The organism is Haladaptatus sp. CMSO5 (assembly GCF_036689885.1).
In the GTDB taxonomy this organism is placed as follows: Archaea; Halobacteriota; Halobacteria; order Halobacteriales; family Halococcaceae; genus QDMS2.
In genome coordinates, this window is record NZ_JBAHVW010000001.1 from 876,327 (window position 1) to 888,773 (window position 12,447).

General features: G+C 61.5%; 17 protein-coding genes. 9 read left to right on the top strand and 8 right to left on the bottom strand.

All coding sequences use genetic code 11. From position 1 onward, the window contains the following. Positions 1 to 83: 83 nt before the first annotated feature. Positions 84 to 458 carry a VOC family protein gene (locus V5N12_RS04745; RefSeq protein WP_332898000.1) on the bottom strand — a complete coding sequence of 125 codons (375 nt, stop codon included), beginning with the start codon at positions 456 to 458 and terminating at the stop codon, positions 84 to 86. Positions 459 to 646: 188 nt separating this feature from the next. On the opposite strand from V5N12_RS04745, the gene V5N12_RS04750 reads away from it, so the two are divergent. Next, complete coding sequence (locus V5N12_RS04750; RefSeq protein WP_332898001.1) at positions 647 to 1,123, top strand: dihydrofolate reductase; 477 nt, start codon at positions 647 to 649, stop codon at positions 1,121 to 1,123. Between the two features lie 49 nt (positions 1,124 to 1,172). On the opposite strand, the gene V5N12_RS04755 is transcribed toward V5N12_RS04750, so the two are convergent. Beyond that, positions 1,173 to 2,057, bottom strand: coding sequence for an ABC transporter substrate-binding protein (locus V5N12_RS04755; protein ID WP_332898002.1), 885 nt, complete (start codon positions 2,055 to 2,057; stop codon positions 1,173 to 1,175). Beyond that, complete coding sequence (locus tag V5N12_RS04760; protein ID WP_332898003.1) at positions 2,054 to 3,172, bottom strand: PGF-CTERM-anchored ABC transporter substrate-binding protein; 1,119 nt, start codon at positions 3,170 to 3,172, stop codon at positions 2,054 to 2,056. The genes V5N12_RS04755 and V5N12_RS04760 overlap by 4 nt, the downstream gene beginning before the upstream one ends. A gap of 122 nt (positions 3,173 to 3,294) precedes the next feature. Between V5N12_RS04760 and V5N12_RS04765 the strand changes: the two genes are divergently transcribed. Further along, positions 3,295 to 4,632: a cobyrinic acid a,c-diamide synthase gene (locus V5N12_RS04765; protein WP_332898004.1), complete on the top strand. Its 1,338-nt coding sequence runs from the start codon at positions 3,295 to 3,297 to the stop codon at positions 4,630 to 4,632. Here the strand turns inward: V5N12_RS04765 and V5N12_RS04770 are convergent. Next, positions 4,617 to 5,270: a type 1 glutamine amidotransferase gene (locus V5N12_RS04770; protein WP_332898005.1), complete on the bottom strand. Its 654-nt coding sequence runs from the start codon at positions 5,268 to 5,270 to the stop codon at positions 4,617 to 4,619. The genes V5N12_RS04765 and V5N12_RS04770 overlap by 16 nt on opposite strands. Positions 5,271 to 5,347: 77 nt before the next feature. Between V5N12_RS04770 and ubaA the strand changes: the two genes are divergently transcribed. Further along, complete coding sequence (gene ubaA / locus V5N12_RS04775) at positions 5,348 to 6,169, top strand: SAMP-activating enzyme E1 (RefSeq protein ID WP_332898006.1); 822 nt, start codon at positions 5,348 to 5,350, stop codon at positions 6,167 to 6,169. On the opposite strand, the gene V5N12_RS04780 is transcribed toward ubaA, so the two are convergent. After that, a complete protein-coding gene (locus V5N12_RS04780; RefSeq protein ID WP_332898007.1) occupies positions 6,152 to 6,565 on the bottom strand; it encodes a desampylase in 414 nt (137 codons plus the stop codon). The genes ubaA and V5N12_RS04780 overlap by 18 nt on opposite strands. Beyond that, positions 6,562 to 7,482: an ABC transporter substrate-binding protein gene (locus V5N12_RS04785; protein WP_332898008.1), complete on the bottom strand. Its 921-nt coding sequence runs from the start codon at positions 7,480 to 7,482 to the stop codon at positions 6,562 to 6,564. Before V5N12_RS04785 ends, V5N12_RS04780 begins: the two co-directional genes overlap by 4 nt. A gap of 78 nt (positions 7,483 to 7,560) precedes the next feature. Here V5N12_RS04785 and V5N12_RS04790 point away from each other — a divergent pair, with 78 nt between their 5' ends. Beyond that, a complete protein-coding gene (locus tag V5N12_RS04790) occupies positions 7,561 to 8,139 on the top strand; it encodes a DUF6663 family protein (RefSeq protein ID WP_332898009.1) in 579 nt (192 codons plus the stop codon). Positions 8,140 to 8,181: 42 nt separating this feature from the next. Then, the gene (locus V5N12_RS04795) at positions 8,182 to 8,490 is read left to right on the top strand and encodes a hypothetical protein (protein ID WP_332898010.1); all 309 of its coding nucleotides are present in this window, start codon (positions 8,182 to 8,184) and stop codon (positions 8,488 to 8,490) included. Between the two features lie 21 nt (positions 8,491 to 8,511). On the opposite strand, the gene V5N12_RS04800 is transcribed toward V5N12_RS04795, so the two are convergent. Then, positions 8,512 to 9,444 (bottom strand): DMT family transporter, encoded by a 933-nt coding sequence (locus V5N12_RS04800; RefSeq protein WP_332898011.1) that lies wholly within the window; start codon positions 9,442 to 9,444, stop codon positions 8,512 to 8,514. A gap of 187 nt (positions 9,445 to 9,631) precedes the next feature. On the opposite strand from V5N12_RS04800, the gene V5N12_RS04805 reads away from it, so the two are divergent. The 4 genes from V5N12_RS04805 (at position 9,632) to V5N12_RS04820 (ending at position 11,972) form a co-directional block, all read left to right on the top strand. Then, positions 9,632 to 10,117: an Lrp/AsnC family transcriptional regulator gene (locus V5N12_RS04805; RefSeq protein WP_332898012.1), complete on the top strand. Its 486-nt coding sequence runs from the start codon at positions 9,632 to 9,634 to the stop codon at positions 10,115 to 10,117. Between the two features lie 34 nt (positions 10,118 to 10,151). Continuing rightward, entirely contained in the window at positions 10,152 to 10,484 is a 333-nt protein-coding gene (locus V5N12_RS04810) for a hypothetical protein (protein WP_332898013.1), read from the top strand. 2 nt (positions 10,485 to 10,486) lie between these two features. Then, on the top strand, positions 10,487 to 10,900 hold the full coding sequence (locus V5N12_RS04815; RefSeq protein WP_332898014.1) for a hypothetical protein: 414 nt from the start codon (positions 10,487 to 10,489) through the stop codon (positions 10,898 to 10,900). 295 nt (positions 10,901 to 11,195) lie between these two features. Further along, positions 11,196 to 11,972 (top strand): helix-turn-helix transcriptional regulator, encoded by a 777-nt coding sequence (locus tag V5N12_RS04820; RefSeq protein WP_332898015.1) that lies wholly within the window; start codon positions 11,196 to 11,198, stop codon positions 11,970 to 11,972. On the opposite strand, the gene bcp is transcribed toward V5N12_RS04820, so the two are convergent. Further along, on the bottom strand, positions 11,969 to 12,424 hold the full coding sequence (gene bcp / locus V5N12_RS04825) for a thioredoxin-dependent thiol peroxidase (RefSeq protein WP_332898016.1): 456 nt from the start codon (positions 12,422 to 12,424) through the stop codon (positions 11,969 to 11,971). The two genes, V5N12_RS04820 and bcp, sit on opposite strands and share 4 nt — an antisense overlap. Positions 12,425 to 12,447 lie beyond the last annotated feature (23 nt).

Sequence of the window (12,447 nt, forward strand, 5' to 3'; positions counted from 1 at the left end):
CTGCGGGTGAAACGCCCTACTGCGAGTGGATGTTCATGAGAGTATGGCTTGGTATGAGCCACCGGAGACCCCGATTTACCCGATCAGCTCATGTCTTCGACGAGTTCGACAACATAGCCGTCGGGGCCTTCTATGAATGAGACGCGGGCGTCTGCCACGTCCACGGTCAGTGGGCCGTCGATGACCGCACAGCCGGTCTCATCTACCATTCGCGCAGTTTCGGCGTCAACGTCGTCGACGGCAACTGCGATATGGTCGATGGTCTTGCGATCTGTGGAAGGCGTGGCGTGGTCAGGGGCATAGCGGAATTGGATTTCCCCATGTTCGCCTCCGATATAGACGTTCTCGATGCCGTCGAGTGTGAACGACCAGTTCTCTTCGAGCCCGAGTGCGTCTACGAAGAAGGCTCGGGTTGCTTCGAGGTCAGAAACCCAGATTGCTGTGTGGATAACGTCCATTTCCTTCGATTACCAGTGGCGGGCTTAAAACTCAGTATACCAGTAGGAACTGCCTCGCTGGGATGTCTATCTGGTATCTAAGTATGGATGCGACCGGTCTATATGAATAACATTCCTCCATTCGTCCGGTGAGAGACGGTCGGCGGGCTTCGCATACGCTTTTTTGCCATGCTGCTCCACTCACCGCTATGGAACTCGTTTCGGTCGCTGCCCTCGCAGAGAACCGCGTCATCGGCAAAGACGGGGAGATTCCGTGGGAGAGCATCCCCGAGGACAAACAGCAGTACCGCGCCCGCATCGCAGCCCATCCCATCATCCTCGGTCGCAAGACGTTCGACTCGATGCGCGAGGACTTGCCAGGCACGGCCCAAATCGTGTTGAGTCGAAGCGAGCGCGAGTTCGACGTTGAGACGGCACACCTTGCACACACGGTCGATGAGGCTCTCAATATTGCAGAATCGCTCGGTGACGAGACGGTGTACGTCATCGGCGGCGGGAAAATCTACGAGCTGTTTCAACCCCATCTCGACCGGATGGTGCTGAGCCGCGTACCCGGCGAGTACGAGGGTGATGCGTACTATCCCGAGTGGGACGAAGACGAGTGGACGCTCGAATCTGAGACGACGTACGATGACTTCACGCTCCAAGAGTGGGTTCGAGTGTAGTCGCGTCCCGTCCGCGCAGTCACCTGCACTCAAGTGGGCGGCCACTCGGTCAGTTCGACGGTGGATGCAGGCGTGCTTGAAGCTCCTCGGTGAGCGAAACGAGCCGCGGCGTCCAGCGGTTGAGTACCGTGCCGTCCATGACGTGAACTCGGTCTTTCTGGACGGCAGAGAGCGACTCCCAGCCGGGTCGGTTCGTCAGTTCACCCAACCGTGAGCGGGTTTCGGCTGGCTCGAAGCTACAGGGTGCGACGATGAGCACGTCCGGGTCGTACTCGCGTATCTCCGCCCAGTCTACGGTGACGCTTCGGTCGCCGGGGGCTGCGAGTCCATATTCACCGCCAGCAGCCGTGACGATTTCTGGCACCCAGTTCGCCGCGACGTGGAGCGGTTCCATCCACTCGATGACGACGACCCGCGGTCGGTTATCGGGCGCTGACGCTGCAATCTCTGCAAGCCGCCGCTGGCACTGGCCGACGACCTCGATTGCTCTCGCTTCGGTTCCCGTCTCTCTGCCGACCTGTGCCACACACTCGAACACGTCGGAGAGGGTGCTCGCGCTGAGGCCGAGGACGGTGGCTGCAGACTCACCGAGCGTGTCGCGGACGACCGTTTCGTCGACGGCACAGACACCGCATACCGACTGACTGAGGATGAGGTCTGGCGCACAGGCTTCGAGCAGTTGCTCGTCTAGCTCGTACACGCCGCCGTCGCGCCGTGCCGCGACGACCGAGTCGTGCCGGTCGGCGCTCGATTCGCCCGTCACCCGCGAACGGTCGATGACCGGCACGGATGCGACTCGCTTGGGAAAATCGCAGGCGTGGGAGACGGCGACCGGCTCGATTCCGAGCGCGTAGCAAATCTCGGTTCCAGAGGGCGACGTCGAGACGACGCGCGGGGTTTGGGTCGGCTCGTCCGGAAAGAGCGCGTCGCTCATCTCCACCCTCGACGGAACAGTGCGCCAACTGAGAGCACTGCGAGCGCGGCGAACACGCTCACGAACCCAAAGCCGGGGCCGGAGGTTTCGGTCGTTTCCGTGGCCGTCGTTGTGGCCTGCGTTGTGTTCGATTGCTCAGTGGCCGCCGTGGTCGTGTTCACCGCCGACTCGGCGCTCGCGTTCGCCTTGGCTTCGGCGTAGGTGTCTGGATGGAGCGTTTCAGCAAGCGTCGACACCGCTTTGACGGTGCGTGGAGCCGGGCGATTCAGATATTCGAGTTGAATCACCACGACGTTGCCTTCTTTCACCGCGGTCGTCTGGTTGTAGGCGTCGGTTTTCGGGACGTCTGGCGTGTCCGTGTTCCGAATAATCCAGTCGGGGTTCGCGCCGACGATGAACTCCGGATTCACCACCTGATAGCCTTCGATTCCGGCTTCTGCAGCCACGTTTCTGCCGCCTGCGCGCTCGATTATCGTGTTGATGAAGGTGTCTTTCCCGGCGGTGTAGCCGTAGAAACTGTAGAGCACTTTTGGCCGGTCTTCGCCTTCGGTCGCCGCGTCAACAATCGAGAGGTTCTGTTGCATCGTCGCCACCGTGTCCGCGGCACCGTCACAGGCTCCGACGAACCGACCCACGTTCGTCACCTTCTGTTCGATGTCAGCGAGCGTTTCTGCACGGTGGATGTGGTACACCGTCACGTCGGCGGCGCGCAGGGCGCGAATCGTGTCCTTCGAGGTCGCGTTCGGGGCGAGCACGAGGTCGGGTTCGAGGCCAACGACCGTCTCGATGTTGACGATGCTCTCGCTGGTCGAGACGTTCGTGCGGGTTTCTGCACCGTCGAGGTTCGCCGCGTACTTGGTGAGGCCAACGACTTTCTCGCGCTCGCCAATCTCCCACATCGTCTGGGCGGCACTCGGGCTGAGCGTGACGACGCGCTCCGGTTCTGCAGAGAGCGTCACGTCCGTCCCGGTTGCATCGGTGACTGTCACCGGGAAGCTACATTCGTCGGCGGTCATCGCGCCCGAACTCGTGGTTTGCCCCGTCACACCGGCTGGAACCAGCGTCACGGTCACGAGAAGCGCGAGGGCAACGGTTGTCGCAAAGCGTTCGTTCACGAGTACGCCGTCGTTCGTAATACAATAAAACTTTATCTAATGAAATTAAATTTGTTTACGATGAGCTCCAGCTGTGTCGGTTGCCACCAGAGACGACGGTCGAACGAGCCGAGAGGTCGCTGATGCGCGGGGTCGTTCTCGCCGGGACGGCGTCGAGCGTCGGGAAGACGGTCGCGACCCTCGCGGTGTGCCGGGCGCTTTCGCAGGCGGGCTACGCCGTCCAACCGGCGAAAGCCGGGCCGGACTACATCGACCCGTCACACCACGCCACGATCGGCGTCCCCTCGCTGACGCTCGATTCTTGGTTACAAGGTCGTTCAGGAATGCGCCGAAACTACGTACGCGGGACGGGCGACATCTGCGTCGTCGAAGGCATGATGGGCCTCTACGACGGCGACACCTCGACCGCGCGGGTCGCAGCCGACCTCGACCTGCCCGTCGTGCTCGTGGTGGACGCGAGCGCTGGGATGCAGAGCGTCGCCGCCACCGCTCTCGGGTTCAAGGAGTACGCCGAACAGGCGGGCACACCAATTGACGTGGTCGGCATCCTCGCAACCCGTGCCCATCCCGGCCGCCACGTCGAGGGCATCCGCGAGGCGCTTCCCGACTCCCTCGCGTTTTTCGGTTTCATCCCGCCACGCGACGACCTCACCATCCCTGAGCGCCACCTCGGGCTGTATCTGGGCGAGGAAGCGCCGCTTTCTGCAGACGCACTTTCGGCCGCCGCAGCCGGTATTCGCGCCGAACAGGTGGCGGAGATTGCCCGCGAACCGACGTGGTACGAAGCAGAACGCACGGCATACGACCAAGAGCCAGCGCCCTCCACCCCTTCCGACGCGCCAACCGTCGCAGTCGCCCGCGACCGGTCGTTCTGTTTCATCTATCCGGCGACGCCCGAACGCCTCCGCCAGCGGGCGACCGTCGTCACGTTCTCTCCCACCGACGGCGACCCGCTGCCGTCGTGTGATGGCGTCTATCTGCCCGGGGGCTATCCGGAGCGCCACGCCGATGCACTCTCAGAAAGTGACACGCTTGCTGCGCTCGCCGCGCAGGCCACAGAAGGGCTTCCGATTTTCGGTGAGTGTGGCGGCTTCATGGCACTCACCGAGTCGCTCACGACCACCGACGGGACCACCCACGAGATGGCGGGCATCCTCCCTGCAGCAGTGACCATGCACGAGCGCTATCAGGCCCTTGACCACGTCGAGTTACGGGCGACCGGAGACACACTGACGGCGAATCGAGGGGACACGCTCCGCGGCCACGAGTTCCACTACTCGGCTGCCACGCCCGCCGTGGACGCTCGATTTGCCTTCGACGTCGAACGCGGTACCGGCATCGACGGCAACGAGGGCCTGACGGAGTACCGGACGCTCGGGATGTACGCCCACGTTCACGCAGAAAGCGGCGCATTCGACCGATTTCTCGATGCCGTGGACGCGCGTCAGTTTCGTACCTGATGGCTCGTGGCCAGCGCGAGAAAATTGCCGAGCGTTTTGACCGCGTTCACGTCTGCAAACGACCGGTCGTTCTCGTCCCAGCCGAAGTCTCGCTCGATGGGTGCGCGCAACTCCTCGGTGAACTCGGGGTGGAACTGCACCGTCCACACAGGCGCGTCGCGGTGGCGGGTACCGAAATACTCGTAGTAGTCTGCGGTGGCAAGCCCCACCATCCCCTCGCCGGGTTCGACGACGTAGTCGCCGTGTACCGCCGGAATCACGTCGTTTACGCCCTCGAACAGCGGGTCGTCTGCGAGGGCTATCCGTTCGAGCTCCTTGTGCGTGGTGTGGTGTTCGACGCACCCGCCGAGGGCTTCGTTGATTATCTGGTGACCAAAGCAGATGCCGAGCGTCGGGACGTTTTCTGCGACGAGGTCGCGGACAAATGCCTTCTCGTCGTCCATCCACGGGTGGTCGTCGGCCTCGTACACGCCGGCCGTGCTGCCGCCTATGATGACCGCCTCCACGCCGTCAAGCGGGGGTGTTCCGCCGCGTGCGGGGTAGTCATACACTTCGACACCGTCGGGAAGGTGAGAGACGAGCGCCTCCCCGAAGTAGCGATAGGCCGGGTCAACCTCGTTTTCGAGGACGAGAATCATTGTCGGCAGTTTGCACCACCGGAAAATAAGCGTGTACCACCCGGGCGTTTATTCGTCACCCACGCCAACCGACAGCCATGGGATTGGACCTCGACGCCACGCAACTCGACCGCTACTCCAGACACATCATCATGGACGAAGTCGGGCCAGAGGGTCAACAGCGCCTGCTCGACTCGCGCGTCCTCGTTATCGGCGCGGGCGGCCTTGGCGCACCGATTATTCAGTATCTCGCCGCCGCGGGCGTCGGCACGCTCGGCATCGCAGACGACGACGTGGTCGAACGGAGCAACCTCCAGCGCCAGGTCATCCACGCCGATGCAGACATAGGCACACCAAAAGCAGAAAGCGCAGCCGAGTTCGTCGCCCGTCTGAATCCCGACGTGACGGTCGAAACCCACCAACTTCGCGTCTCGCCGGAAAACGTGGAAGAACTCATCGCAGACTACGATTTCGTCGTCGATGGCTCCGACAACTTCCAGACGCGCTATCTCGTGAACGACGCCTGCACGCTCGCGGGCAAACCGTTCTCCCACGGCGCAATCTACCGGTTCGAAGGGCAGGTGACGACCTTCTCCAGTGAGGACGACGCGCCGTGCTATCGGTGTATCTTCCCCGAAGCACCACCCGCCGGGACGGTTCCCGACTGCGCGACGACCGGCGTTCTCGGAGTCCTTCCCGGAACCGTGGGCTGCATCCAAGCCACCGAGACGGTCAAACACCTGATGGGCAAGGGCAAGACGCTCTCCGGGCGACTCCTCTTTTACGACGCGATGGACATGACCTTCGAGGAAGTCACCATCCAGAAAAATCCCGGCTGCCCCGTCTGCGGCGACGACCCGGCCATCGAGTCCATCCACGACGTGGAGTACGCAGAAACCTGTTCAATCTCGGCCGACTGAGACGAGTTCTTGCTCGAATTTTTCACCAGTCCACTCCCACGACCCCACGAAAGGACGGCCGGAAAGTGAGACGATGACGTACGAATAGCCCGCCCACGTCGCCTGCGCTTCGTCGGTCGCACTCGGCTGTGCTGGGCCTGCGGGATGTGAGTGATAGAAGCCAACGACGTCAGTCCCCTTTCCTTCGATTGCCTCCATCACCGCGAGCTGTGTCTCCGGGTCGAGCGTGTATCGGGTCTCGCGGTGGGTGGCGACGTTTTCTATCGGGTGTATCGCTGTTACTTGCGCCGTTCCACCCTCCCGAGTTCCTTCGAGGAGGCCACAGATTTCTTCTGGTACGCCCCTCTCAGCGTGGTCTACGAGCGCGTCGTAGCTCTCGGGGGTGAACTGTATCATTGGGTCGGCGTCGGGTGCGAAAGGTTTGCGACGAAAGCACGGTCTGGCTCCCCAAACTCCTTGGGATGAAGCACGCACGCGAGGTGTTCGAGCGTGTCCACGAGGCGCGGGCCGGGACGGTTCACGAGGTGGTGGCCGTCCATGGCGTAAGCGCGATTTGTGGCGACGGCGGTGAGGTCGCTCCACCCCGGCTTTTCCGCAAGAAGCTGTGCATCCTCTCGTGCCTGTGCCAAGCCGAATCCACATGGTGCGGCGGCGAGTACGTCCGGGTCGCAGGCGCGAATCTCCTGCCATTCGCAGGGTGTGGACTGGTCGCGGGGGGCTGCAAGTGGGTACGTCCCGCCGGCGAGGTCGATGAGTTCTGGCATCCAGTGGCCCGCGACCATCACCGGTGAGAGCCAGTCGAGAACGGCGACCGAGGGGGTTTCCGCGCACTCACTGGCTCGCCGTTCGACCTCGGAGACACGGGCTTTGAGGTCTGCAACGACTCGCGCTGCCGTCTGTGCTTTGCCGATTGCGTCTCCCACTTTTTGCAGGTCGCCGTACAAATCCGCGAGCGAGTGCACGTCCGTCGTGATGAGTTCGGCGTCCAGTTCGAGGTCACGGATAGTGTCTGCGACGAGTTCGGTATCCACCGCGCACACGTCACAGACGCCCTGCGTGAGGATGTAGTCCGGATCGAGCTCTCGGAGTTTCTCGCGGTCGAGTTCGTAGACGCTCCCGTGGGTTTCGAGGGCGGTCTGTACCTGTGCGTCGATGGTTTCGCTGTCGGCATCGGGGTCAACCTGAGAGCGAACGACGCTCGGCTGTTCGCGCGCGGCGGGCGGAAAGTCACACTCGTGGCTGACGCCGACGGGTTCGACGCCGAGGGCGTAACAGCATTCGGTGGCCGCGGGGAGCAACGAGACGATGCGCATGGGGGTGGTTTAGCGTGCGCACTTGTAAACCATCCCCGAGACGGGCGGTTCAAGAGGCTCCCCGGTCTACCGCCGGACATGCAGGTGACGACGAACGGCACGTTTCGCGTCCTCGAAAGTACGCGCGCTGAGGGAGAACTGCTCCTCCTCGACGTGGACTCCTATGACCCGACCTACGTGACCGCTGACGCGACCGTCGAAACCCTCGAACCGGGCTACACCATAGAGGCGACGGTCGAGTGGGACGACGGCACACCGCGGGTGACGGACGTGTCCGTACTCACAGAAACGCTGTTCGAGTTCGTAGACGGCGCGACCAACATTTTCGAGGCCGCACAGGACACGTGGCAGGAGGGTGAATCCATGGGCGAGGGGATGAACTCGACCGTCACCTACAGCACCGACAACGAGCCAAACGGCGTCGTCTACACCTTCGCCAAACAGGCGGGCGAACGCGACATATTCTCCGAGTTCAGAGACGGCATTACGCCGCTTGAACCGCTCGTCGAACGCTTAGAACAGCAGACGTCGCCGCCCTACGAGGTGTTCGTCCTCAATCCAGAAGCCGAGCCGTTCGTCGTGGTCTACCTCTGTCTCGACAAGGGTGGGATGCTCGCGAACACGGTGCGGGACACCTACGACTGCCCGCGACGGTAGCGGATTTTATACCACCGGACGCCTTACCACTCGCCAACACCCATGCAAGATTCATCCGACCGCAAGGCGCTCGAAAATCTCAGACTCCGCTTGCGCATTCTCTCGGGGGCGCACAAACTCGAAACCATCGAGCACGCAGACGAATGGACGCCGGAAGAAGAGGGCGAAGCTCTCGGAAAATCCATCGCCTACGGCAAAGCCGCCGATTTCGTCGCAGAAATCCTCTCTGGAGACTACGAATCACAGGACGTGACCGACCTCATCGAAGACCTCCCCGAGGAGTGGAGCCTGAACCTGCTTCGCTACGCCGCCTATTCAGAACACGGCGAAGAAGAAGCGTCACTCGAGTAGTTTCACACTAATTTTTACGGCTTAGAACCGCTGGGCCGTCTGTCTCGCCCGCGTCGATGCAACCGTGAGCACCGCGTGCAGGGCGTCGCGTTTGATGAGCGCGAAGCCGATGAAGATAGCGACGAAGCCCGTGAGGGTCGTCGTCCCGATGACGTGGCCGAGGAGGACGAAGCTCATCACCGTGGCGACGACGGGTTCTGCGTAGCCAATCAGGTTGATTTCGATTGGCCCGAGGATGTCGAGCAGTTCGAAGTAGAGCAAGAACGCGACGACCCCTGAGATGAGCGTCAAGTACGCGAGCGACGTGACGGCGGGAAGCGTCCACTCGATGGCGGCGAACGACTCTCCGCGCGCGAAGCTGACGACGTGGAGGATGCCAGAGCCAACGAGCATCGCCCACCCCTCAAGAGTGGCGAGCGGGAGCGACGTTTTGAACGGGCGGGTAAGCACCGAACCGAGGGCAAAACTCGCCCCACCGAGGAAGATGAGGACGATGCCGAGCATGCTCGAAGACAGCAGGTTGTTCGGGTTCGGATTTGCGATGATGACGACGCCGACGAGTCCGGCGAGCAGGCCAGCCACCCCAAGCGGGCGCAGGCGCTCGTTCGGGAGCAGCGCGCTTGCGAAGACGGCGGTCAGGATAGGTGAGAGGCTGATGATGGCTGCGGCAATCGCGCCGGGGACGTGTTGTTCACCGAGGTAGAGCAGGCCGTGGTAGGCAGCGATGATGAACGCGCCCGTGATGACGACGAGCAGCCACTCGGTTTTCGCCCGCGGGAGCCACCGGTCTGTGGTCCAGAGTGCGTAACCGAGGATAATCAGCCCAGCGACGTCATAGCGCAGGGCGGCGAACAGCAGTGGTGGAAACGCGTGGAGCCCCACTTCGATGGCGACGAAGGAGGTGCCCCAGAACGTCGCCAAGAGAGCGAACATTGCGAGGATGCGTTTGTTCATGTTAACTCAATCAAAAAGCCCGACGTTCTTAAACTCTTCTACAAACAATGGGGGTTGAGTTAGAGAAAACTTTGATAGAATTTGGAAAAGTTGTTTTTCACGGGTGATTAATCCTGACAATTTGGGTGTGAGGACGGTCGGTTGGGATGGGGTAGATTCAACCCGCTCGCTCACCTCGGTGAGCGCAATGGATGAGCGCGATATTACGCTCTTGAAGGCAATCGCAGACTTAGAAACCGGGAGTCCAGAGAAATTACACGCGGAGACGGACATCCCTGTCTCGACGATTCACTACCGACTGAACAAGTTAAAGGAAAACGGGGTCATCACGAACGACCTCTACGACCTCGATTTGGAGGCACTCGGCCTCGGCGTCACCGTGCTCGCGGAAGTGCTCACCGACTACCACGGCCCCCATCAGGACGTAGAAGAGAAAATTCTCGCCATCGAGGGCGTGACGAAGGCGTACTTCACGATGGGTGAGACGGACTTCATCGTCATCGCCCAGCTCTCTGATTCGGATAAGGTCGAACGGCTCATCACGGACTTCGAATCCTTAGCAGAAGTCGAGCGCACGAACTCGACGTTCGTCATCTCGACGCTCCGCGACAGCAAGCGCGCCCTTGAGAGCTACACCTTAGAAACCCTCATCGAAGAACTCGCAGAAGAGTAGGGAAATTATGTGTCTGCCCGCCCTCCATCCGGCCATGAGCGAGGCCCTCGCAGACGCCCTCGAAACCCACCTGATGAGCTTTGGCGTGTACGTCACCGACGCCACAGTCACCACAGACACCCTCACTCTCGAATACGAGACGGTCGCCCCAGGAACCGGCGTCCCCCAACAGAGCGTCGGGCAGGTCATCACCGTCTACCGCGAACACAGCGAGCGTCCACGCCGTATCGAGGCGCGCGTCACGGACACCGACGGCGACCTCCGCGGGACGTGGCACGTGGAAAAAGGCTGGCTCGAAGCGTTAGACGCAGAAGACATCACGGAAGTCGGCTTCTCTACGTACGTCCTGAACACCGTAGAGGACTGACGATGGATACGGCAGCGGTTCGACGCTTCCTGCTCGACACCCACGGCGACACCATCGCGGAGACGCTCCGGTGTGCGGACGCCGTGCGTGCGGCGTGGGACGGCGAGACGGTGACCGACCGCGCGCAGGTGGTGAAACCGTTTCGCGCGCTCTTGGGAAAGCGCGGCCTCCTCGACCAGTATCCCACATTGCTCGCCGGAGCCGTCGAAGCCGGTGGTGAGCGCCTGCAAGCTCCCCCTGTCGCTGCACCACCCTACGTTATCGTGACCAGTACGGGACCAGTGTTGCGTGCGACTCTCCCGGAGGGCCGACTCGTCATCCGCATCGAGGCATTCCGCGTCGCTGGCCGGTCGCCTCCTTCCTACTCTCGAACAAAAACGTCGTCAGACGATGCGCTCTCCGTTGATTATAGATAAATATTGCGACTGTTCATTTCGCCTGATTTTCCTGTATAGTGACCTCATAATTATAGTGGTATGCCTGTAATAGCTGAATAACGGTCAGGGGAGATTATCAGTGTTTAATCGAGTAAAAACCGTGTTTACCGTCAACGACGATCCGGTCGTCTACGAGTGCCGAGAGTGTGGAACAACCGTGGAGTCTGCGTTCAGTGAGTGTCCCTATTGTGGCCAAGCCGAAATCGCCCGGCTGGAAGTCGAGTAACAGGTATCCGAACGCTTTATTCATCTGACGAGAGTTGACTGACTTGGAATGGGCCAGCCAACTCCACGTGAAGCGATAACTGCCATCGAGAAGCGGCGTGGGATTGTTACCTGCCTCAAAGACGACCCACACGATACGCGCGACCTCGTGGATGCACTCGGTGCCTCTCGCTCGACCATCTACCGGGGGACGCGCGAGCTTGAGGCGCTCAGTCTCATCAAACAGGTGGGTGGGTCGTACGTGTTGACGACGTTTGGGCGGGCCGTCGCTGAGTCCTATTTTTCGTTTTACGACGACCTCGAAAGGCTCTGTGACCTCCAGCCGTCGCTTTCTGCCCTCTCGCGCGACGTCGACATTCCGACGCACGTTCTCACGGGTGCAACCGTTGTCCATGCCACCGAACACGACCCAGACCGCCCCGTCGCGGCTTTCGAACGCACTGTCCACGACGCAGACCACCTCCTCGGATTTTCACCCATCTCGCGATCGCGCTACATCGACCTCTTTTCTGACGAACTGCTCGCGGGGAACCTCACCGCAGACCTCCTCACTACCGACGAGGTCGTTGAGTACATGCTCAGCGAATACGATGCGTTGCTCACGGACGTGTTCGCCGTCGAAGAGTTCCGCTTTTTTGCGACCACCGACCCACTCCCGTTCGAACTCATGGTCGTCGAAGCGCCGCGTGAGTTCCTCACCGTGAGTCTCTACGACGAACAAAATCACATGCGAGCATTCCTCACGAACGACGACCCCGAGGCTATCGCGTGGGGGCGCGCGCAGTTCGACCGCTACCGAGAAAACGCGACCCTCGTAAACGCCTAGGTGAGCGCGGCGAGGAGTTCGTCTGCGTGTCCCTCCGGCGACACCTTTTCGTACGCCTCGACGATGGTTCCCTCCGGCCCGACGATGTACGTGTTGCGAAACACCCCATCGAACGTCTTGCCGAACATGTTCTTCTCGCCGTAGGAGTCGTAGGCCGTCGCCACCGAACCGTCCTCGTCGCTCAGCAGTTCGATGGGGAGGTCGTACTTCTCTTCGAACTTCTTCAGGTCAGCGACCGGGTCGTCGCTGATGGCGAGCACCGCCACGTCGTGTTCCTCGTAGGCGTCCCACGCATCGCGGAACCCACACGCTTCGGTGGTACAGCCCGGGGTGTCCGCCCGCGGGTAGAAGTAGACGACGACGTGCTTGCCAGCGTAGTCTGCGAGCGAAACGTCGTCGCCGTCCTGGTTTTTGAGCGTGAAGTCTGGAGCGTCGTCACCGATTTCGAGCATACCGTCGCTTCGGGTGCCACGAC